The sequence below is a fragment of the Helicobacter pylori SA221C genome (assembly GCF_000476855.1).
Lineage (GTDB): Bacteria > Campylobacterota > Campylobacteria > Campylobacterales > Helicobacteraceae > Helicobacter > Helicobacter pylori_DK.
The window spans coordinates 23,554-44,992 of sequence record NZ_CBPT010000011.1; the positions used below are offsets into that span (position 1 = coordinate 23,554).

The window sequence follows — 21,439 nt, forward strand, 5'->3', positions numbered from 1 at the left end:
ACCCCAAATTCTAACATGTATTCACATAAAATTACCGCTAATAAGCTCTCATCATGGGCATTAATTTGAAACTACTTTTTATTCACGCTGCTCATGTCAGCGACTTTCCCCCACATCAAGCGGTATTTCCTCTTCATGAATTCAATTTCTTCTCTGGCTTGATTGAGTTCATCGCGTAAAAGATCAATGGTTTTTTTATCTTCTTCATAGACTTCTTGCATAGAAATTAAAGCGTCTTTTAAAAACATGTTTTCATTTTTAAAGGCTGAAATCGTTTCATCTTTAGCGCTAATGACTTTATCATGCAAATTTAAAATCGTGTTAATGGTCTTTTCCACAAACACAGGCTCTAAGGAACACCCGTTCATATCCATAGAAATCAAATTGTTTTCTACCTTTTTGATTAGAGCGTTTGTCCCGCTGCTCGCATCAATTAAAAGCTTGTTGTGGCTTATTTTGCTTTTAATTTTACCGATATTGACTAATTCCAAGATCCTTTCTTTAGGAAGCCCTGAAAGGCGGCTAAATTCTTCTAATTCAAGCCATGCTAAAGCGCTCAAATCTTCTAAAACCACCGGCTCTTTAGACTCTTGTTCTTTATCCTCTACCTCTTGTTCATTTTGTTGTACCGCTTGCGCTTTGTTCAAATCTAAAATATCCAAATTTTTCCTTAAAAATAGTTTTAGCTTAACGCAATTTTTTAACCGCTTTTTTCAAGCTGTCTAGCAAATAATCAATATCGTTTATGGAATGCGTGAAGTGTAAGCTCACCCTAAGCCATCCGGGTTTAGCGTTAAAATCGCTTGACTTTTGAGCGTTAAGATTCAACAAATCATGCCCATAAGGCCCTGCGCAAGAGCAACCTGCCCGGGTCTCAATAGCATGTTCATAGCTTAAAACCCTCGCTAAATCATAGGGCGAAATCCCCCCAATATTAAAAGCCACTACCCCCACACGACTCGCTGTTAAATTCCCATAAATATTAATAGCGGGCAAGTCTTTTAAGCCATGCATGAGCACTCTTAAAAGGTTGTTTTCTTTCTTGTGGATAAAATCCAAACCGCATTCATCTCTCAATTGATACGCTAAAGCACTCCTGTAAAATTGCAACAATCCTGGCGTGCCAAACTCTTCCCTCAAAGGCAATTCATCAATAAATTCATGCCGTGTGCGATTAGCGTATTTAATCACGCCCCCTGCACTAAAACTCGGGGCGATTTGCGTGTCAATCAAATCTTTAGAAATGCCTAAAAGACCGCACCCTCCAATACCCCCTAAAAGCTTATGAGGCGCATAAAAACCGGTTTGGTATTCGCAATCTTTAGGGTTAGCATGCGCGCTAAAATTCGCTAAATCCAAAGCTAAAGTAGCCTGATATTTCTTACACAATAATGAAACCTCTTTTAAAGGCGTAAGCAGTCCTGTTACATTAGAAGCCGCGCTCATAGAAACCAGGCTGTTAGGGGATTTTTTTAAAGTTTGCTCTAAAATTTCTAAATCCAATAAACCATGTTCATTCAAAGGGATACGCACCACTTCACACAAGCCTTCACGCCAGCTGATTTCATTAGAATGATGCTCATAAGGCCCTACAATCACACGCTTTAAAGCCATATCTTTCAAATACGGCTCTAAATTTTTCTTCGTTTTTGAAGGGATGCACACCCCTAAAATTTCTTGAAATTTCTTAATCGCTGAACTCGCTCCATACCCTGCGCTCAAGACGCAATGATTATCGCTCAAATTTAAAGAACGCTTCAACTTTTCTTGGCACTCTTTTAAAAGCATGCCCATTAAAATCGCATGTTTAGAAGCGATGGAATGAGCGTTCGCATAATAAGGCAGTAAGGATTTCACGCGCTTTTCCACTAAAGCGCTCGCTAAACCTGAAGCCCCCCAGTCAAAATAAGACACCCCTTTTTTTAAAATAATACTGGATTTAACCTGCTCTAAAGGACTCTCATTAGGATTGAGTAAGGGAGCAAAACTCCTATTTAAAAACGCTTGCACAAAATACCACCAACGCTTTTAATGTTTATCCCCACTCAAAATATGAAAATGCAAATGCATCACCTCTTGCCCGGCGTTTTTACCCACATTGGTTAAAAGCTTGTAACCCTTTTCTTTGATGCCTAATTTTTCCACCACTTCAAAAATAAAACTTGTCATTTGAGCCATAAGCTCTGGGGTGATGCCATTAAAATCCTGAATGCTTTGTTTGGGGATCACTAATGCATGCACTTTAGCTTTAGGGTTAATGTCATAAAAGGATAAAAAACGCTCGTTTTCTAAAATCTTAGAACAAGGGATTTCGCCTTGGATTATTTTTTCAAACACATTCATGCTTTTTTGCTCCCTTTTAAGGTTTTTCTTTTATTAAAGTTGTATTATAGCTTTTTAAAAATAAAATATAAGGATCGTTATTGCACACCTTAATAGAGCGATTAGAAAAGGTTACTAATAGCAAAGAGTTAGAAGAAGCGCGCTTGAATGCTTTGGGTAAAAAGGGGGTTTTTGCGGATAAATTCAACCAGCTCAAACATCTGAACGGCGAAGAAAAAAACGCCTTTGCTAAAGAAATCCACCATTATAAACAAGCGTTTGAAAAGGCCTTTGAATGGAAAAAAAAGGCGATTTTGGAGCTTGAATTAGAAGAACGCTTGAAAAAAGAAAAAATTGATGTGAGCTTGTTTAACGCTATCAAAACAAGCTCTTCTCACCCTTTGAATTATACTAAAAATAAAATCATTGAATTTTTTACCCCATTAGGATACAAGCTTGAAATCGGCTCTTTAGTGGAAGATGATTTCCACAATTTCAGCGCTTTAAACTTGCCCCCTTACCATCCTGCAAGAGACATGCAAGACACTTTTTATTTTAAAGATCACAAGCTTTTAAGGACCCACACTTCGCCCGTTCAAATCCACACCATGCAAGAACAAACCCCACCCATTAAGATGATTTGTTTAGGCGAAACCTTTAGGCGCGATTATGACTTGACCCACACGCCCATGTTCCACCAAATTGAAGGGCTTGTCGTGGATCAAAAAGGGAATATCCGTTTCACGCACTTAAAGGGCGTGATCGAAGACTTTTTGCATTATTTCTTTGGTGGCGTGAAATTAAGGTGGCGCTCTAGCTTTTTCCCTTTCACAGAGCCAAGCGCTGAAGTGGATATTAGTTGCGTGTTTTGCAAGCAAGAAGGCTGTAGGGTTTGCTCGCACACAGGCTGGCTAGAAGTGTTGGGTTGCGGCATGGTCAATAATGCGGTGTTTGAAGCCATAGGGTATGAGAATGTGAGCGGATTTGCTTTTGGCATGGGGATTGAAAGATTAGCCATGCTGACTTGCCAGATCAATGATTTGCGCAGTTTTTTTGAAACTGATTTGAGGGTGTTGGAGAGCTTTTAATGAAACTGAGTGTCAATGATTTGAGCGTTTTTGTAGATGCACCTAAAGATATAGCCAAACTCTGTGAGGATTTGAGCCGCTTAGGCTTAGAAGTGGAAAGCTGTATCCCTTGTATCGCTCCTAAAAATGTGGTTGTGGGTAAGGTTTTAGAAAAAGCCCCCCATAAAAACGCTGAAAAACTCAGCGTGTGTCAAGTGGATGTGGGTAAAGAAGTGTTACAAATCGTGTGTGGGGCTAAAAATGTCGCGCCAAACCAATTCGTGCCAGTCGCTCTCAAAGGAGCGATCATAGGCTCAACCACCATCGCTAAAACGGAGCTTAGGGGGGTTGAAAGCTGTGGCATGATTTGCTCTAGCATTGAATTAGGCTTCCCTAAAATCAATGATGGCATCTTGGAATTAGATGAGAGCGTTGGGGAGTTGGTTTTGGGGAAAGAATTAAACGAATACGCCCCCTTCAACACGCATGTTTTAGAAATTTCATTGACTCCCAATCGTGGGGATTGCTTGAGCGTTTTAGGCGTTGCTAGAGAGATTAGTGCCTTTTATCACACGCCCCTAAAGCCCATTAAGGCTTTAAATTTTACGCCAAAAAGCGATTTGATCACGCTTAGTGCGGACAAAAATATTGAATCGCATCTGGCTTATTATTTGGTTTGCAACCATTCTTTAAAAACCCCTTTAAATATCAAACTTTCGCTCGCTCATAATAATGCCTTAAGCGAGAACGATCTAAACAATTTCATAGAATTTAGTGCGCATTTTAGTGGGGTAATAATGAACGCTTATAGCCTGAACGCGACCCCTATTGATTTGAGCGTGAAAAACGATGAGAACAACCTTGAAAGCGTTTATATTAACCATCAAAAACGCTCCACTATCGCTATAAAGCATCAAGATCAAAAAAATTTGAGTGGGCATTTGCTTTTAGAAGCGAGCTATATTAATCCTGTAAGCCTGTCTTTAAAATTACACGCCCTAAAAGACAAAACGCTTCAAAAAGACAATGCCCTTGTTTATAGAAGCGCTAGGGGGAGCAACCCTAATTTATCAGACGGCTTGAATTTTTTAAGCGCTCATTTGAAAGCCACGATTTTAGAAAGCAAACAAACTGAGCATTCTTTAAAAGATCGCACCCTTACATTCCAGCTTGAAGACATTACTGAAATTTTGGGGCTTGCTGTAGAGAAAGAAAAAATTCAAAGCATTTTAAAAAATTTAGGCTTTAAAGTTAGCGTAAAAGATCCAAATTCAAAACCCCAAATTTTAGAGGTTATTGCACCAAATTTCAGGCATGACATTAAAACGATCCAAGATATTGCTGAAGAAATTTTGCGCTTTGTAGGGATTGATCATTTGATTTCAAAACCCCTTGATAGCGTCAGTAACAAAAAATCAAACCCCCATTACGACACGCACCGCTTTTTTGAAAACCTTAAACACAAGGCTCTCGCTTGCGGTTTTAAAGAAGTCATTCATTATGTGTTTTATTCTAAAGAAAAACAGCAAAAACTAGGCTTTGAAGTTTTAGAAGATCCCCTAGAATTGCAAAACCCTATCACAACGGAGTTAAACACCCTAAGAACGAGTCTTGTTTGTGGACTTTTAGACGCCAGCTTAAGGAATAAAAATTTAGGGTTTAAAAGCATCGCCCTTTATGAAAAAGGGAGCGTGTATAACGCTAAAAGAGAAGAGATCCAAAAACTAGGCTTTTTAGCGAGCGGCTTACAAAAAAAAGAAAGCTACCCTGACGCTAAAGGCAAGGCGTGGGATTTTTACTCTTTCGCTGAATGCGTTTCAAAAGTTATAGGGGATTTCAGCTTGGAAAAGCTAACCACTCAGATCCCTATTAACCACCCCTACCAGAGCGCTAAAATCATTCAAAACAATGAAATCATAGGCGTAATCGCTAAAATCCACCCCAAAGTGATCCAGGAATTAGATTTGTTTGAAAGCTATTACGCTGAGATAGACGCTTCTAAACTCAAACGCCCTACCATGCTGTTAAAACCCTTTAGCATTTACCCTAGCAGTGTGAGGGATTTGACTCTCATCATTGATGAAAATACCGCTTTTAGCAAGATTAAAAAAGCTCTAAAAGACGCTCAAATCCCTAATTTAAGCGAGATTCTACCCCTTGATATTTTTAAAGAAAGTCATAATTCCATAGCCTTAAGCGTGCGTTGCGTGATCCATTCTTTAGAAAAAACCCTGAATGATGAAGAGGTCAATTCAGCCGTGCAAAAAGCGCTTGAAATTTTAGAAAAAGAATTTAACGCCCGCCTTAAGGGATAATATAAAGGATAATTGTGATAGAGCTTGACATTAACGCTAGCGATAAATCGCTCTCACACAGAGCCGTTATTTTTAGCTTGCTCGCTCAAAAGCCTTGTTTCGTGCGGAATCTTTTAATGGGAGAAGATTGTTTAAGCTCTTTAGAAATCGCTCAAAATTTAGGGGCTAAAGTGGAAAATACCGCAAAAAATTCTTTTAAAATCACGCCCCCAACGGCTATAAAAGAGCCTAACAAGATTTTAAATTGCAACAATTCTGGCACTAGCATGCGTTTATACAGCGGGCTTTTAAGCGCTCAAAAAGGGCTTTTTGTTTTAAGCGGGGACAATTCCTTAAACGCACGCCCCATGAAAAGAATCATTGAGCCTTTGAAAGCTTTTGGGGCAAGGATTTTAGGGAGAGAGGATAACCATTTCGCCCCCTTAGTGATTGTAGGGAGTCCTTTAAAAGCTTGTAATTATGAAAGCCCTATCGCTTCAGCTCAAGTCAAAAGCGCTTTTATTTTAAGCGCCTTACAAGCTCAAGGCATAAGCGTTTATAAAGAAAGCGAGCTTAGCCGTAACCACACAGAAATCATGCTTAAAAGTTTGGGAGCTAACATTCACAATCAAGACGGCGTTTTAAAAATTTCACCCCTAGAAAAACCCCTAGAAGCTTTTGATTTTACGATAGCTAATGATCCGTCTAGCGCGTTTTTTTTCGCCCTCGCTTGTGCGATTACGCCAAAAAGCCGCCTTCTTTTAAAAAATGTCTTGCTCAACCCCACTCGCATAGAAGCTTTTGAAGTATTGAAAAAAATGGGCGCTTCCATAGAGTATGCGATTCAATCCAAAGATTTAGAAATCATTGGCGATATTTATATAGAGCATGCCCCTTTAAAAGCGATCGCTATTAATCAAAATATCGCCAGTCTTATTGATGAAATCCCTGCTTTAAGTATCGCTATGCTTTTTGCAAAAGGCAAAAGCATGGTCAAAAACGCTAAAGATTTACGAGCTAAAGAAAGCGATAGGATTAAAGCGGTTATTTCTAATTTCAAAGCTTTAGGGATTGAGTGCGAAGAGTTTGAAGATGGGTTTTACATAGAGGGATTAGAAGATATAAGCCCATTAAAACAGCACCTTTCTCAAAAAAAACCCCCCCTTATCCAAAGCTTCAATGATCACAGGATTGCGATGAGTTTTGCTGTTTTAACTTTAGCGTTGCCTTTAGAAATTGATAATTTAGAATGCGCAAACATTTCTTTCCCACAATTCAAACGCTTACTCAATCAATTCAAAAAAGGGAGTCTTAATGGAAATTAAAATGGCTAAAGACTATGGTTTTTGTTTTGGCGTCAAAAGAGCGATACAAATCGCTGAAAAAAATCAAAACAGCTTGATTTTTGGCTCGCTCATTCATAACGCTAAAGAAATCAATCGTTTGGAAAAAAACTTCAATGTGAAAATTGAAGAAGACCCTAAAAAAATCCCTAAAAATAAGAGCGTGATCATAAGAACCCATGGCATTCCTAAGCAGGATTTAGAATACTTGAAAAATAAGGGGGTCAAAATCACTGATGCGACTTGCCCGTATGTGATCAAACCTCAGCAAATTGTGGAATCCATGAGCAAAGAAGGGTATCAAATCGTACTTTTTGGGGATATTAACCACCCTGAAGTCAAGGGCGTGATAAGCTATGCCACTAACCAAGCTCTAGTCGTCAATTCTTTAGAAGAATTGCAAGAAAAAAAGCTCCAACGAAAAGTGGCTTTAGTTTCTCAAACCACCAAACAAACCCCAAAACTCTTGCAAATCGCTTCTTATTTAGTAGAAAGATGCACTGAAGTGCGTATTTTTAACACGATTTGTAACGCTACTTCCTACAACCAAAAAGCCGCTTTGGATTTGAGTAAGGAAGTGGATATTATGATAGTCGTGGGCGGTAAAACTTCTTCAAACACCAAACAGCTTTTAAGCATCGCCAAACAGCATTGTGAGGACAGCTACTTGGTAGAAGATGAAAACGAATTAGAGTTAGCGTGGTTTAAGGATAAGAAATTGTGTGGGATTACCGCTGGGGCTTCCACGCCGGATTGGATTATAGAAAATGTCAAGCAAAAAATCAGCACGATTTAACACATTTTGAAAATTTTCTTTAAAAAAACCGCTAATTGTTAGTTTTTAAACGATTTTGTAAGCCAAAAAAGGATACAATGCCCCTAAGGATTTTATATTTATTTTATAGTAAGGCAGTCAATGAGCAAGATAGCAGATGATCAGAACTTTAATGACGAGGAGGAAAACTTCGCAAAACTCTTTAAAAAAGAATTAGAAAAAGAAGAAACCCTAGAAAAAGGCACTATTAAAGAAGGGCTAATCGTTTCCATCAATGAGAATGATGGTTATGCCATGGTGAGCGTGGGCGGTAAGACAGAAGGCCGTTTGGCTTTGAGCGAGATCACCGATGAAAAGGGGCAGTTGCTGTATCAAAAAAATGACCCCATTGTCGTGCATGTGTCCGAAAAGGGTGAACACCCTAGCGTTTCCTACAAAAAGGCCATTTCCCAACAAAAGATTCAGGCTAAAATTGAAGAATTAGGCGAAAACTATGAAAACGCCATTATTGAAGGCAAGATTGTAGGCAAGAATAAAGGGGGCTATATCGTGGAGTCTCAAGGCGTGGAGTATTTCCTCTCCCGCTCGCACTCTTCTTTAAAGAATGACGCAAACCATATCGGCAAACGCATTAAAGCATGCATCATTCGTGTGGATAAGGAAAACCATTCTATCAATATTTCTCGCAAACGATTCTTTGAAGTCAATGACAAACGACAGCTTGAGGTTTCTAAAGAATTGTTAGAAGCCACAGAGCCGGTGTTAGGGGTTGTGCGCCAGATCACCCCTTTTGGTGTTTTTGTAGAAGCTAAAGGGATTGAGGGCTTGGTTCATTATTCTGAAATCAGCCATAAAGGGCCAGTAAACCCTGAGAAATACTACAAAGAGGGCGATGAAGTCTATGTCAAAGCTATCGCTTATGATGCAGAAAAAAGACGCCTTTCACTCTCCATAAAAGCGACTATAGAAGACCCATGGGAAGAGATCCAAGACAAGCTAAAACCCGGATACGCCATTAAGGTGGTGGTGAGCAATATTGAACATTACGGGGTGTTTGTGGATATTGGTAATGATATTGAAGGCTTTTTGCATGTTTCTGAAATCTCTTGGGATAAAAATGTCAGCCACCCTAGCCATTACTTGAGCGTGGGGCAAGAGATTGATGTGAAGATCATTGACATTGATCCTAAAAACCGCCGCTTAAGGGTTTCTTTAAAGCAACTCACTAACAGGCCTTTTGATGTTTTTGAATCCAAACACCAAGTGGGGGATATTGTAGAGGGCAAAGTGGCGACTTTAACGGATTTTGGGGCGTTTTTGAATCTGGGTGGGGTGGATGGTTTGCTCCACAATCACGATGCTTTTTGGGATAAAGATAAAAAATGCAAAGACCACTATAAAATTGGTGATGTGATCAAAGTGAAAATCCTTAAAATCAACAAAAAAGATAAAAAGATTTCTTTGAGCGCGAAGCACTTGGTTACTTCCCCTACAGAAGAATTCGCTCAAAAGCATAAAACAGATAGCGTGATTCAAGGCAAAGTGGTGAGCATTAAGGATTTTGGCGTTTTCATTAATGCTGATGGCATTGATGTGCTGATCAAAAATGAAGATTTGAACCCCTTGAAAAAAGATGAAATCAAAATAGGCCAAGAAATCACATGCGTGGTTGTTGCGATTGAAAAATCTAACAACAAGGTACGCGCTTCTGTGCATAGGTTAGAGCGCAAAAAAGAAAAAGAAGAATTGCAAGCTTTTAACACGAGCGATGATAAAATGACTTTAGGGGATATTCTTAAAGAAAAACTCTAAAGAGTGATTTTAAAAGCATGAGAATGGCATGAGATTTAAGGGTGTTGTTGCTTTTATTTCCCTAGCTGTCGCTCTTGGCGTTTTAGCCTATTTGTTTTTAAGCGTTAAAAAAGAAACGCTCGCTACTTCTCATGCGATCTCTCAAACACATGCGATCTCTCAAACACATGCGATCTCTCAAACCAATGAAGGCCTCTCTCAAACAGATGCAAAAAGCCATGAAATCAACCTAGAAGAAAGCCCCAATAATCCTAATACCCCTAACGATGAAAAAGCCTCCCATAACGAAGAAAATCGCAATAACGCCCTTTCTCAAAACCTTGATGTGCAAGAATCTATCAATTACCCTGTTATAGAGCATCATTTTGAAATCCCTTTTGAAGAAAAAAAAAGGGAATATTCAAAGCTTATCATCAAGGATTTAAAGGACTATCAATGGTGGTGCTTAAAAGAAATCCTTAAAAAAGAACAAATTGATTACGCTTACGATAGCACCAAAAACCAACCTAATCTCATCATCTATTTAGATAAAAACAAAAAAGAACGCTTTTTAGCTGATTTAGACTATTATAAAATACGCTATCATGCTGTTTTTTAAATTCAAAGGATAAAAATGTATCAAGTAGCCATTTGCGACCCCATCCATGCTAAAGGCATTCAAATTTTAGAAGCCCAAAAAGACATTGTCTTGCATGATTATTCCAAATGCCCCAAAAATGAGCTTTTAGGAAAACTCACCTCCATGGATGCGCTCATCACGCGCAGCATGACCCCTATCACTAGCGATTTTTTAAAGCCCTTAACCCACTTAAAATCCATTGTGAGAGCGGGCGTGGGAGTGGATAATATTGATTTAGAAAGCTGCTCTCAAAAAGGGATTGTAGTGATGAATATCCCTACCGCTAACACGATTGCCGCTGTGGAATTAACCATGGCGCATTTGATCAATGCGGTGCGCTCATTCCCTTGCGCGAACGATCAAATCAAACACCAAAGGTTATGGAAAAGAGAAGATTGGTATGGCACGGAATTGAAAAATAAAAAGCTGGGCATCATTGGTTTTGGGAATATTGGCTCTAGGGTGGGCATTAGAGCAAAAGCTTTTGAAATGGAAGTTCTAGCCTATGATCCTTATATCCCTTCTTCAAAAGCCACTGATTTAGGGGTCATTTATACGAAAAATTTTGAAGACATTTTGCAATGCGATGTGATCACTATCCACACCCCCAAAAATAAAGAAACCATTAACATGATAGGCGCTAAAGAGATTGAGCGCATGAAAAAAGGGGTTATTTTGATCAATTGCGCTAGGGGTGGGCTTTATAATGAAGACGCTCTTTATGAAGCTTTAGAAACCAAAAAAGTGCGTTGGCTTGGCATTGATGTCTTTTCTAAAGAGCCTGGCATTCACAACAAGCTTTTAGACTTGCCCAATGTTTATGCGACACCCCATATTGGCGCGAACACTTTAGAATCCCAAGAAGAAATTTCCAAACAAGCCGCTCAAGGGGTTATGGAATCTTTAAGAGGTTCAAGCCACCCGCATGCTCTAAATTTACCCATGCAAGCTTTTGATGCAAGCGTTAAAGCCTACTTGAATTTAGCGCAAAAACTGGGTTATTTTTCCAGTCAAATCCATAAGGGCGTGTGCCAAAAAATTGAACTCAGTCTTTGTGGGGAGATCAACCAATTCAAAGACGCCCTTGTCGCTTTTACACTAGTAGGGGTGTTAAAACCCGTTGTAGGGGATAAAATCAATTACATTAACGCCCCTTTTGTGGCCAAAGAAAGAGGCATTGAGATTAAAGTTAGCCTTAAAGAAAGTGCTTCGCCCTATAAAAACATGCTCTCTTTAACTCTCAATGCGGCTAATGGTGCAATCAGCGTGAGCGGCACGGTGTTTGAAGAAGATATTTTAAAACTCACTGAGATTGATGGGTTTCATATTGATATAGAGCCAAAAGGTAAAATGCTTTTATTTAGGAATACGGATATTCCAGGCGTTATTGGGAGTGTGGGGAATGCGTTCGCTAGGCATGGCATTAATATCGCTGATTTTCGTTTGGGGCGCAACACGCAAAAAGAAGCCCTAGCACTCATTATTGTAGATGAAGAAGTTTCTTTGGAAGTTTTAGAAGAGCTTAAAAACATTCCTGCATGCTTAAGCGTTCATTATGTGGTTATTTAAGGTAGTTGGATGCGAGATTTTTTAAAGCTTTTAAAAAAGCATAATGAATTAGAAGTCATTGACACCCCCCTTGAAGTGGATTTAGAAATCGCTCATCTAGCGTATGTAGAAGCGAAAAAACCTGATGGAGGCAAAGCCCTTTTATTCACGCAACCCATAAGAAAAGAGCATGACCGAATCAAAACCTTTGGCATGCCGGTTTTAATGAACGCTTTTGGTTCTTTCAAACGCTTAGATCTTTTATTAAAAACCCCTATAGAGGATTTACAACAACGCATGCAAGCGTTCTTGCACTTTAGTGCTCCTAAAAATTTCACTGAGGGTTTGAAAGTCTTAAAAGATTTATGGGATTTAAGACACATTTTCCCTAAAAAAGCCACTCGCCCTAAAGATCTCATCATCAAGCAAGATAAAGAAGTCAATTTGTGGGATCTACCCGTTTTAAAAACTTGGGAAAAAGATGGCGGGGCTTTCATCACTATGGGGCAAGTCTATACCCAAAGCCTGGATCATAAAAAAAAGAATTTAGGCATGTACCGCTTGCAAGTTTATGATAAAAACCATTTAGGCTTGCACTGGCAAATCCATAAAGACTCCCAGCTCTTTTTCCACGAATACGCTAAGGCTAAAGTCAAAATGCCTGTTAGCATCGCTATTGGTGGGGATTTGCTCTACACATGGTGCGCGACAGCCCCCTTACCTTATGGGATTTATGAGCTCATGCTCTATGGGTTTATGAGAGGAAAAAAAGCGCGCGTGATGCCATGCTTGAGCAATCCTTTGAGCGTGCCAAGCGATTGCGATATTGTGATAGAAGGGTTTGTGGATTGCGAGAAATTAGAGCTTGAAGGGCCTTTTGGGGATCACACTGGCTATTACACCCCCATTGAGCCTTACCCTGTTTTAGAAGTCAAAACCATTAGCTATAAAAAAGATTCCATTTACTTAGCCACTGTGGTGGGTAAACCCCCTTTAGAAGACAAATACATGGGGTATTTGACTGAACGCTTGTTCTTGCCCTTGCTCCAAATGAACGCTCCCAATCTCATAGATTATTACATGCCAGAAAATGGGGTGTTTCATAATTTGATTTTAGCCAAAATACACACGCGCTATAACGCTCATGCCAAGCAAGTCATGCATGCTTTTTGGGGTGTGGGGCAGATGAGTTTTGTCAAACATGCGATTTTTGTCAATGAAGACGCTCCTAATCTAAGGGACACCAACGCTATCATTGAGTATATACTGGAAAATTTTTCTAAAGAAAACGCGCTCATCTCTCAAGGCATATGCGACGCCTTAGATCATGCAAGCCCTGAATACGCTATGGGAGGGAAACTCGGTATTGATGCGACCTCTAAAAGCAATACCCCCTACCCCACGCTTTTAAACGATAACGCCCTACTAGCGCTTTTACAAGATAAAATGCCAAATATCGTTCTTTTGAAGCAATACTACCCGCACACCCGTAACCCCATTTGCGTCATTAGCGTGGAAAAGAAAGACAAAAGCGTCATTGAATTGGCTAAAAACTTGCTCGGTTTTGAAGAGCATTTACGTATTGTCATCTTTGTAGAGCATATCAGCAACGATTTAAACAACCCTTACATGCTGTTATGGCGCATCGTTAATAATATTGACGCCAGGCGTGATATCCTCACCTCTAAACATTGTTTTTTTATAGACGCTACCAATAAGGGCATTATGGATAAACATTTTAGAGAATGGCCCACCGAAACCAATTGCTCCATGGAAGTTATAGAAAATTTGAAAAAGAAAGGGCTTTTAAAAGATTTTGAAACTTTAAATCAAAAATTCCACCTCACGCATTCTTTCAGCACGCACAAAGAAGATCTATAAAGAATAGCCATAAAGAAGGATTATGTTAGATTACCGCCAAAAAATTGATACCCTCATCACCAAAATAGAAAAGGCTCGCACCGCCTATTCAAGGCATCATATTGTCAAAATCGTGGCTGTTTCAAAAAACGCTTCCCCAGAAGCTATCCAACATTACTACAACTGCTCTCAAAGGGCTTTTGGAGAAAATAAAGTTCAAGATTTAAAAACTAAAATGCATTCTTTAGAGCATTTGCCCCTTGAATGGCACATGATAGGCTCTTTACAAGAAAATAAAATCAATGCGCTTTTGAGTTTAAAACCCGCCCTTTTGCATTCTTTAGACTCCTTAAAACTCGCTTTGAAAATAGAAAAGCGTTGCGAAATATTGGGCGTCAATTTAAACGCTCTTTTACAGGTTAATAGCGCGTATGAGGAAAGTAAAAGCGGGGTGGTGCCTGAAGAAACGCTAGAAATTTATTCTCAAATCAGTGAAACTTGCAAGCGCCTCAAGCTTAAGGGGCTGATGTGTATAGGGGCGCACACCGATGATGAAACAAAAATTGAAAAATCCTTTATCACCACCAAAAAGCTTTTTGACCAAATAAAAAATGCGAGCGTTCTTTCAATGGGCATGAGTTGTGATTTTGAATTAGCGATTGCTTGCGGGGCGAATCTTTTAAGGATTGGCTCTTTTTTGTTCAAAGAGTAAGATGCTAGAAACTTATGCGCTTAAAAATGGGGCTGTTTTTATCTCTGATGCGCATTTTTTGCCCAAAAACCCTCATTTAATCCATACGCTTCAAGAACTTTTAAGCGCCAAACCCCCACAAGTCTTTTTCATGGGCGATATTTTCCATGCGCTTGTGGGCTATTTGCCCCTAGATAAAGAGCAGCAAAAAATCATTGATCTAATCCATGCGTTAAGCGAAATTTCACAAGTCTTTTATTTTGAAGGCAATCATGATTTTTCCATGCGTTTTGTATTCAATTTTAAAGTGGTGGTTTTTGAGCGCCAAAACCAGCCCGTATTATTCCAATATGATAACAAACGCCTTTTACTAGCTCATGGGGATTTATTCATTACTAAAGCGTATGAATTTTACATCACGCAGCTCACTTCCACTTGGGCTAGATTTTTTTTAACTTTTTTAAATTTATTAAGTTTTAAAACCTTATACCCTCTTTTTAAAAAACTCATTTATCAAAAACCCGTCCGCCTTTGGGAATTAGAGCCAAAAGAATTGCAATCTTTTATTGAAAAGCGCCTAAAAGCCTATCAAAACTACATTAAAGATCTTAACATTGGTAGGATTGATGGCATTATAGAGGGGCATTTTCATCTCAAAAGCGGTGCAAAAATCCCCTTGAATGCGCCTATTTATTGCCCACTGCCCTCCTTTTATTACGAACAAAGCCTTTTTAAGGTATCATCAAGTATTTTAGAACCATCTCAAAATAAGGACGCCTAAATCATGGCAGAAAAAACAGCTAACGATTTAAAACTAAGTGAGATAGAACTCGTGGATTTTCGTATTTATGGCATGCAAGAGGGCGTCCCTTATGAGGGGATTTATGGCATCAATGTGGCTAAAGTTCAAGAAATCATCCCCATGCCCACCCTTTTTGAATACCCCACGAATTTGGATTACATTATTGGCGTGTTTGATTTGCGCTCCATAATCATTCCGCTTATAGACTTGGCTAAATGGATAGGGATTGTCCCGGATAAAAGCAAGGAAAACGAAAAAATCGTCATTATCACTGAATTTAACAATGTTAAAATGGGCTTTTTAGTCCATTCCGCTAGGCGTATCAGGCGCATTAGCTGGAAAGATGTGGAGCCTGCATCCTTTAGCGCATCTAATAGCATCAATAAAGAAAATATCACCGGCACGACCCGCATTGAAAACGACAAAACCCTACTCATTTTGGATTTAGAAAGCATTTTAGACGATTTAAAACTTAATGAAGACGCTAAAAGCGCTAAAGATACCCCTAAAGAGCGTTTTGAAGGCGAAGTGTTGTTTTTAGACGATAGCAGAACGGCGAGAAAAACCTTAAAAAACCATTTGAGTAAATTGGGTTTTAGCATCACGGAAGCTGTGGATGGGGAAGACGGGCTGAACAAATTAGAAATGTTATTCAAAAAATATGGGGACGATTTGAGAAAGCATTTGAAATTCATTATTTCAGATGTTGAAATGCCTAAAATGGATGGCTATCATTTCTTATTCAAGCTCCAAAAAGACCCCAGGTTTGCTTATATTCCTGTGATTTTTAATTCTTCTATTTGCGATAATTATAGTGCTGAAAGGGCTAAAGAAATGGGGGCTGTGGCGTATTTAGTCAAGTTTGACGCAGAAAAATTCACCGAAGAAATTTCTAAGATTTTAGACAAGAATGCGTAATTCTTTTTATAAAATTGTAAAATACTCTTATCTCAAACGCTAAAAAGGGGTTTTAAAATGGATGATTTGCAAGAAATAATGGAAGACTTCTTGATTGAAGCCTTTGAAATGAACGAGCAGTTGGATCAGGATTTAGTGGAATTGGAGCATAACCCTGAGGATTTGGACTTGCTCAATCGCATTTTTAGAGTCGCTCACACCATTAAAGGCTCTAGCTCGTTTTTGAATCTTAATATCCTCACGCACCTCACGCACAACATGGAAGATGTCTTGAATCGTGCCAGAAAGGGCGAAATCAAAATCACGCCTGATATTATGGATGTCGTGTTGCGTTCCATTGATTTGATGAAAACCTTACTCGTAACGATTAGAGATACCGGCTCTGATACCAATAACGGCAAGGAAAACGAGATTGAAGAAGCGGTCAAACAGCTTCAAGCCATTACGAGTCAAAATTTAGAGGGCGCTAAAGAAACTTCAGGGATTAAAGAAACCCAAAAAGAAAAAGCGAAAGAAGAAATTAAAGAAAAAGCGAAAGAAGAAATTAAAGCAAATAAAACCCCTACTGCAGAAAACCCCGCAAGCGATAACCCGCTAGCCGATGAGCCGGATTTGGATTACGCTAACATGAGCACTGAAGAAGTGGAAGCAGAGATTGAACGGCTATTGAACAAACGCCAAGAAGCCGATAAAGAACGAAGAGCTCAAAAAAAGCAGGAATCCAAACCCAAACAAGAAGTTGCCCCAACAAAAGAACCCCCCAAAACAGAAACCCCCAAAGCCCCTAAAACCGAAACTAAAGCTAAGGCTAAAGCCGATACTGAAGAAAATAAAGCCCCCTCTATTGGCGTGGAGCAAACCGTTAGGGTGGATGTGCGCCGCTTGGATCACTTGATGAATTTAATCGGTGAGCTTGTGTTGGGAAAAAATCGCTTGATCAGGATTTATAGCGATGTGGAAGAACGCTATGATGGGGAAAAGTTTTTAGAGGAATTAAATCAGGTGGTTTCTTCTATTTCAGCGGTAACGACAGACTTGCAACTTGCGGTGATGAAAACCCGGATGCAACCAGTGGGCAAAGTGTTCAATAAATTCCCTCGCATGGTAAGGGATTTGAGTCGGGAATTAGGCAAGAGCATTGAATTGATCATTGAGGGCGAAGAAACCGAATTAGACAAATCCATTGTAGAAGAGATTGGCGATCCGCTCATTCACATTATCCGCAACTCATGCGATCATGGGATTGAGCCTTTAGAAGAAAGGAGAAGGCTTAACAAGCCTGAAACCGGTAAAGTACAATTGAGCGCGTATAATGAGGGTAACCACATTGTGATTAAAATCTCTGATGATGGCAAAGGGTTAGACCCTGTGATGCTTAAAGAAAAAGCGATTGAAAAAGGGGTGATTAGCGAAAGAGACGCTGAAGGCATGAGCGATAGGGAAGCGTTTAACCTCATTTTCAAGCCAGGCTTTTCTACTGCAAAAGTCGTTTCCAATGTTTCAGGCAGGGGTGTTGGCATGGATGTGGTGAAAACCAATATTGAAAAGCTCAATGGGATCATTGAAATTGATTCAGAAGTGGGGGTAGGCACGACTCAAAAGCTTAAAATCCCTCTCACTTTGGCTATCATTCAAGCTTTACTCGTGGGCGTTCAAGAAGAATACTACGCTATCCCGCTTTCTTCAGTTTTAGAAACCGTGCGCATCAGCCAAGATGAAATCTACACCGTTGATGGCAAGAGCGTGTTGCGCTTGAGAGATGAGGTGCTTTCTTTGGTGCGCCTTTCTGATATTTTTAAAGTGGATGCTATTTTGGAATCCAACTCAGATGTGTATGTGGTCATCATTGGCTTAGCTGATCAAAAAATTGGCGTGATCGTGGATTATTTGATCGGTCAAGAAGAAGTGGTCATTAAATCTTTAGGTTACTACCTTAAAAACACTAGAGGCATTGCTGGCGCTACGGTGAGAGGCGATGGGAAAATCACTCTCATTGTAGATGTGGGAGCGATGATGGATATGGCAAAAAGCATCAAAGTCAATATCACTACCTTGATGAATGAATCCGAAAACACCAAGAGCAAAAATTCTCCTAGCGATTATATTGTCTTAGCGATTGATGACAGCAGCACGGACAGAGCGATTATCCGCAAATGTTTAAAACCATTAGGCATCACGCTTTTAGAGGCCACTAATGGGTTGGAGGGCTTAGAAATGCTTAAAAATGGCGATAAAATCCCAGACGCTATTTTAGTGGATATTGAAATGCCTAAAATGGATGGCTACACTTTCGCTTCTGAGGTGCGTAAATACAATAAATTCAAAAACCTGCCTTTGATCGCAGTAACCAGTCGGGTAACTAAAACCGATAGGATGCGTGGCGTTGAATCCGGCATGACTGAATACATCACCAAACCTTATAGCGGCGAGTATTTAACTACCGTGGTGAAGCGCAGTATTAAATTAGAAGGAGGCGAATCGTGAGCAACCAATTAAAAGATTTATTTGAAAGACAAAAAGAAGCTAATGCAGGTTCCAAACAAGAAGACAATGAAGAAATTTTGCAATTCATCGGCTTTATTATTGGCGATGAAGAATACGCCATTCCTATTTTGAATATTTTAGAAATCGTCAAACCCATTGGTTACACGCGAGTCCCTGAAACCCCAAACTATGTGCTTGGCGTGTTCAATTTAAGGGGTAATGTCTTTCCGTTGATTAGCTTGCGTTTAAAGTTTGGCTTGAAAGCTGAAAAGCAAAACAAAGACACTCGTTATTTGGTGGTGCGACATAACGATCAGATCGCTGGGTTTTTCATAGATCGCTTAACCGAAGCCATTCGCATCAAGCAAACGGATATTGATCCGGTGCCAGAAACTTTGAGCGATAACAATAATTTAACTTATGGCATTGGGAAACAAAACGACAGACTCGTAACCATTTTAAGAGTGGAAGAAATCTTAAAAAAAGACTTCTAAAAACCTTTTCTATCAAACCCTTATGGGTTTTGTGAAAGATTTATTCCATTAAAAGCTTGATTAAAATCAAGCGGTAATGTTTGATTGGAAACAGAGTCTTTTTTAATCTTTTCTCTTAAAAACAGCGTGAAACTTTTTTAAACGGATTAAAAAGAACTTCTTATTTTTTAGTCTTTGTTGCCAACACTTTTTAACAAGTGAGACTTTTGCATCGAGACTTGCTAGATTGTAGCCCCCTCCTTTTAAGGATTTCCTATTTCAACACTTTTAAAAGCGCTTCATAATTAGGCTCTTCTAAAATGTTTTGAACGATTTCTTTATAGATAACCACTCCCTTATCATCAAGAACAAACACCGATCGAGCGAGTAAGCCTTGAAAAGAGCCTTTGCCCAACAGCACGCCGTAATTTTCCCCAAAAGCCTTATACCTAAAATCGCTTAAGATTCTTAGGTCCTTAATGCCTTCAGCGCCGCAAATTTGCCCTTGAGAAAAAGGTAAGTCCATAGAAATAACGCTAAAACTCACAGAAGGCAGTTTACCGGCTTGCTCATTGAAGTGTTTGGCTTGGAGCAAACAAACCGATCCGGTTAAACTAGGAAGCGCGCTAACGACTTGAAAACGCACGCCTGACTTCAATAAACTGACTTCTTGCAAATCGCCATTCACCAATTTCACATCAGGAGCTTTATCGCCCACTTTTAAGGTTTTCCCTTCTAATTGGTATGTTTCTTCTTTAAAAGTAACTTTTTGCATTGTTAAATCCTTTCTAATTGAATTGCTATATTGCGTTAGAATAGTAGCCCATTAAGATTAACTTTTAACAAATTTAAAAAGAATTTGTTTAAAAAGTCGTTTTCATTTTAAAAAACCCCTTAAAATCTACAAAATTTGCATAACGATTTAATTTTTAAGAAAAGATTTACCAAAAAGTATTAAAAAATGATTACAATACGGCTATCTGATCACAAGGAGAAAACATGTTTACATTACGAGAGTTGCCTTTTGCTAAAGACAGCATGGGAGATTTTTTAAGCCCTGTAGCGTTTGATTTCCACCATGGAAAACACCATCAAGCTTATGTGAATAATTTGAACAATCTCATCAAAGGCACGGAGTTTGAGAAAAGTTCTTTGTTTGCTATTTTGACAAAATCTAGCGGAGGCGTGTTTAATAACGCCGCTCAAATTTACAACCACGATTTTTATTGGGATTGCCTAAGCCCCAAAGCGACTGCCCTAAGCGATGAGTTAAAAGGGGCTTTAGAAAAAGATTTCGGCTCATTGGAAAAATTTAAAGAAGACTTCATTAAGAGTGCGACCACTTTGTTTGGCTCTGGTTGGAATTGGGCAGCGTATAATTTAGACACTCAAAAAATTGAAATCATTCAAACGAGCAACGCTCAAACCCCAGTTACGGATAAAAAAGTGCCGCTTTTAGTGGTGGATGTGTGGGAGCATGCTTATTACATTGACCATAAAAACGCGCGCCCTGTGTATTTGGAAAAATTCTATGGGCATATCAATTGGCATTTTGTTTCTCAATGCTATGAATGGGCGAAAAAAGAAGGCTTAGGATCAGTGGATTACTACATCAATGAGTTGGTGCATAAAAAAGCTTAAGCGTTACGGCTATTGTGGTTTAAAGGTTTTTAAACCACGCTTCTTTTTTGAATGAAAGACACTCTGTTTAGTCAATCCCTAAACAAACGCTTTTGTTTTGATGAGAAAGTTGCCCATGTTTTTGATGACATGCTGGAGCGCTCCATCCCTTATTACCATGAAATGTTGGATTTGGGAGCGTATTTTATCGCTCAAAATTTAAAAGAAAATATCTATCCTAAGTCCTTGCCTAAGCCCTTGATTTATGATTTAGGCTGTTCTACCGGGAACTTTTTTATCGCACTTAACCGGCAAATCCAACAAGATATTGAGCTTGTAGGGATTGACAATTCCATGCCCATGCTCAAAAAAGCGCAAGAAAAATTAAAAGATTTTAACAATGTCCGTTTTGAATGCATGGATTTTTTAGAGATTGAGTTTAAAGAAGCGAGCGCGTTTTCATTGCTTTTTGTGTTGCAATTTGTCCGCCCCATGCAAAGAGAGGTGTTGCTTAAAAAGATTTATAACAGCCTTGCGTTGAATGGGGTTTTATTGGTGGGCGAAAAGACCATGAGCGAGGATCGGATATTAGACAAGCAAATGATAGAGCTATACTACCTTTATAAACAAAATCAAGGCTACAGCCACAATGAAATCGCTTTCAAAAGGGAAGCGTTAGAAAATGTGCTTGTGCCTTATAGTTTAAAAGAAAATATCGCGCTTTTAGAAAGTGTGGGGTTTAAGCATGTGGAAGCGGTGTTTAAATGGGTGAATTTCACGCTGTTAGCCGCCAGAAAAACTTAAGTTTTTT

19 protein-coding genes are annotated in these 21,439 nt (G+C 39.2%); 15 read left to right on the plus strand and 4 right to left on the minus strand.

Annotation, left to right across the window (positions count from 1 at the left end):
- Nucleotides 1–71: 71 nt before the first annotated feature.
- From QU01_RS05895 to QU01_RS05905, 3 genes are read right to left on the minus strand one after another with little or no spacing between them, the layout of a single operon-like run.
- On the minus strand, nucleotides 72–662 hold the full coding sequence (locus tag QU01_RS05895) for a DUF3972 domain-containing protein (protein ID WP_033762844.1): 591 nt from the start codon (nucleotides 660–662) through the stop codon (nucleotides 72–74).
- Between the two features lie 25 nt (nucleotides 663–687).
- Nucleotides 688–2,010: an aminotransferase class V-fold PLP-dependent enzyme gene (locus tag QU01_RS05900; protein ID WP_033762843.1), complete on the minus strand. Its 1,323-nt coding sequence runs from the start codon at nucleotides 2,008–2,010 to the stop codon at nucleotides 688–690.
- An 18-nt stretch (nucleotides 2,011–2,028) separates the two neighbouring features.
- Nucleotides 2,029–2,343, minus strand: coding sequence for a histidine triad nucleotide-binding protein (locus QU01_RS05905; RefSeq protein WP_001100349.1), 315 nt, complete (start codon nucleotides 2,341–2,343; stop codon nucleotides 2,029–2,031).
- 80 nt (nucleotides 2,344–2,423) lie between these two features.
- Between QU01_RS05905 and pheS the strand changes: the two genes are divergently transcribed.
- The 13 genes from pheS (at nucleotide 2,424) to cheW (ending at nucleotide 19,029) form a co-directional block, all read left to right on the plus strand.
- Nucleotides 2,424–3,410 carry a phenylalanine--tRNA ligase subunit alpha gene (gene pheS / locus QU01_RS05910; protein ID WP_000557024.1) on the plus strand — a complete coding sequence of 329 codons (987 nt, stop codon included), beginning with the start codon at nucleotides 2,424–2,426 and terminating at the stop codon, nucleotides 3,408–3,410.
- Entirely contained in the window at nucleotides 3,410–5,704 is a 2,295-nt protein-coding gene (pheT, locus tag QU01_RS05915) for a phenylalanine--tRNA ligase subunit beta (RefSeq protein WP_033762841.1), read from the plus strand. Before pheS ends, pheT begins: the two co-directional genes overlap by 1 nt.
- A gap of 14 nt (nucleotides 5,705–5,718) precedes the next feature.
- On the plus strand, nucleotides 5,719–7,008 hold the full coding sequence (aroA, locus tag QU01_RS05920) for a 3-phosphoshikimate 1-carboxyvinyltransferase (protein ID WP_033762840.1): 1,290 nt from the start codon (nucleotides 5,719–5,721) through the stop codon (nucleotides 7,006–7,008).
- Entirely contained in the window at nucleotides 6,998–7,822 is an 825-nt protein-coding gene (locus QU01_RS05925; protein ID WP_000403570.1) for a 4-hydroxy-3-methylbut-2-enyl diphosphate reductase, read from the plus strand. The genes aroA and QU01_RS05925 overlap by 11 nt, the downstream gene beginning before the upstream one ends.
- 120 nt (nucleotides 7,823–7,942) lie before the next feature.
- Entirely contained in the window at nucleotides 7,943–9,613 is a 1,671-nt protein-coding gene (locus QU01_RS05930) for a 30S ribosomal protein S1 (protein ID WP_033762839.1), read from the plus strand.
- A 28-nt stretch (nucleotides 9,614–9,641) separates the two neighbouring features.
- The gene (locus QU01_RS05935; protein ID WP_033762838.1) at nucleotides 9,642–10,211 is read left to right on the plus strand and encodes a hypothetical protein; all 570 of its coding nucleotides are present in this window, start codon (nucleotides 9,642–9,644) and stop codon (nucleotides 10,209–10,211) included.
- A gap of 15 nt (nucleotides 10,212–10,226) precedes the next feature.
- A complete protein-coding gene (gene serA / locus QU01_RS05940; RefSeq protein WP_033762837.1) occupies nucleotides 10,227–11,801 on the plus strand; it encodes a phosphoglycerate dehydrogenase in 1,575 nt (524 codons plus the stop codon).
- 9 nt (nucleotides 11,802–11,810) lie between these two features.
- Nucleotides 11,811–13,661, plus strand: a complete 1,851-nt coding sequence (locus QU01_RS05945; RefSeq protein WP_033762836.1) for a menaquinone biosynthesis decarboxylase — start codon at nucleotides 11,811–11,813, stop codon at nucleotides 13,659–13,661.
- 22 nt (nucleotides 13,662–13,683) lie between these two features.
- Nucleotides 13,684–14,352, plus strand: coding sequence for a YggS family pyridoxal phosphate-dependent enzyme (locus QU01_RS05950; RefSeq protein ID WP_033762835.1), 669 nt, complete (start codon nucleotides 13,684–13,686; stop codon nucleotides 14,350–14,352).
- 1 nt (nucleotide 14,353) lies between these two features.
- Nucleotides 14,354–15,112 (plus strand): UDP-2,3-diacylglucosamine diphosphatase, encoded by a 759-nt coding sequence (locus QU01_RS05955; RefSeq protein WP_033762833.1) that lies wholly within the window; start codon nucleotides 14,354–14,356, stop codon nucleotides 15,110–15,112.
- Between the two features lie 3 nt (nucleotides 15,113–15,115).
- On the plus strand, nucleotides 15,116–16,051 hold the full coding sequence (cheV3, locus tag QU01_RS05960; RefSeq protein WP_033762832.1) for a chemotaxis protein CheV3: 936 nt from the start codon (nucleotides 15,116–15,118) through the stop codon (nucleotides 16,049–16,051).
- Between the two features lie 57 nt (nucleotides 16,052–16,108).
- Nucleotides 16,109–18,535, plus strand: coding sequence for a chemotaxis histidine kinase/response regulator CheAY2 (gene cheAY2, locus QU01_RS05965; RefSeq protein WP_033762830.1), 2,427 nt, complete (start codon nucleotides 16,109–16,111; stop codon nucleotides 18,533–18,535).
- The gene (cheW, locus tag QU01_RS05970) at nucleotides 18,532–19,029 is read left to right on the plus strand and encodes a chemotaxis protein CheW (protein ID WP_000070759.1); all 498 of its coding nucleotides are present in this window, start codon (nucleotides 18,532–18,534) and stop codon (nucleotides 19,027–19,029) included. The genes cheAY2 and cheW overlap by 4 nt, the downstream gene beginning before the upstream one ends.
- A 253-nt stretch (nucleotides 19,030–19,282) precedes the next feature.
- Here cheW and tpx read toward each other — a convergent pair whose 3' ends face one another.
- Complete coding sequence (tpx, locus tag QU01_RS05975) at nucleotides 19,283–19,783, minus strand: thiol peroxidase (RefSeq protein WP_033762829.1); 501 nt, start codon at nucleotides 19,781–19,783, stop codon at nucleotides 19,283–19,285.
- 224 nt (nucleotides 19,784–20,007) lie between these two features.
- On the opposite strand from tpx, the gene sodB reads away from it, so the two are divergent.
- Together sodB and cmoA are read left to right on the plus strand one after the other, a co-directional pair.
- Nucleotides 20,008–20,649 (plus strand): superoxide dismutase [Fe], encoded by a 642-nt coding sequence (gene sodB, locus QU01_RS05980; RefSeq protein WP_033762828.1) that lies wholly within the window; start codon nucleotides 20,008–20,010, stop codon nucleotides 20,647–20,649.
- A gap of 51 nt (nucleotides 20,650–20,700) precedes the next feature.
- On the plus strand, nucleotides 20,701–21,432 hold the full coding sequence (cmoA, locus tag QU01_RS05985; RefSeq protein ID WP_033762827.1) for a carboxy-S-adenosyl-L-methionine synthase CmoA: 732 nt from the start codon (nucleotides 20,701–20,703) through the stop codon (nucleotides 21,430–21,432).
- Nucleotides 21,433–21,439 lie beyond the last annotated feature (7 nt).

Excerpts from the sequence above, each read along its gene's own strand:
- QU01_RS05905 (WP_001100349.1), bottom strand. The coding sequence starts at position 2,343 with ATGAATGTGTTTGAAAAAATAATCCAAGGCGAAATCCCTTGTTCTAAG.
- pheT (WP_033762841.1), top strand. The coding sequence starts at position 3,410 with ATGAAACTGAGTGTCAATGATTTGAGCGTTTTTGTAGATGCACCTAAA.
- QU01_RS05925 (WP_000403570.1), top strand. The coding sequence starts at position 6,998 with ATGGAAATTAAAATGGCTAAAGACTATGGTTTTTGTTTTGGCGTCAAA.
- QU01_RS05930 (WP_033762839.1), top strand. The coding sequence starts at position 7,943 with ATGAGCAAGATAGCAGATGATCAGAACTTTAATGACGAGGAGGAAAAC.
- QU01_RS05935 (WP_033762838.1), top strand. The coding sequence starts at position 9,642 with ATGAGATTTAAGGGTGTTGTTGCTTTTATTTCCCTAGCTGTCGCTCTT.
- serA (WP_033762837.1), top strand. The coding sequence starts at position 10,227 with ATGTATCAAGTAGCCATTTGCGACCCCATCCATGCTAAAGGCATTCAA.
- QU01_RS05945 (WP_033762836.1), top strand. The coding sequence starts at position 11,811 with ATGCGAGATTTTTTAAAGCTTTTAAAAAAGCATAATGAATTAGAAGTC.
- QU01_RS05950 (WP_033762835.1), top strand. The coding sequence starts at position 13,684 with ATGTTAGATTACCGCCAAAAAATTGATACCCTCATCACCAAAATAGAA.
- QU01_RS05955 (WP_033762833.1), top strand. The coding sequence starts at position 14,354 with ATGCTAGAAACTTATGCGCTTAAAAATGGGGCTGTTTTTATCTCTGAT.
- cheV3 (WP_033762832.1), top strand. The coding sequence starts at position 15,116 with ATGGCAGAAAAAACAGCTAACGATTTAAAACTAAGTGAGATAGAACTC.
- cheAY2 (WP_033762830.1), top strand. The coding sequence starts at position 16,109 with ATGGATGATTTGCAAGAAATAATGGAAGACTTCTTGATTGAAGCCTTT.
- tpx (WP_033762829.1), bottom strand. The coding sequence starts at position 19,783 with ATGCAAAAAGTTACTTTTAAAGAAGAAACATACCAATTAGAAGGGAAA.
- sodB (WP_033762828.1), top strand. The coding sequence starts at position 20,008 with ATGTTTACATTACGAGAGTTGCCTTTTGCTAAAGACAGCATGGGAGAT.
- cmoA (WP_033762827.1), top strand. The coding sequence starts at position 20,701 with ATGAAAGACACTCTGTTTAGTCAATCCCTAAACAAACGCTTTTGTTTT.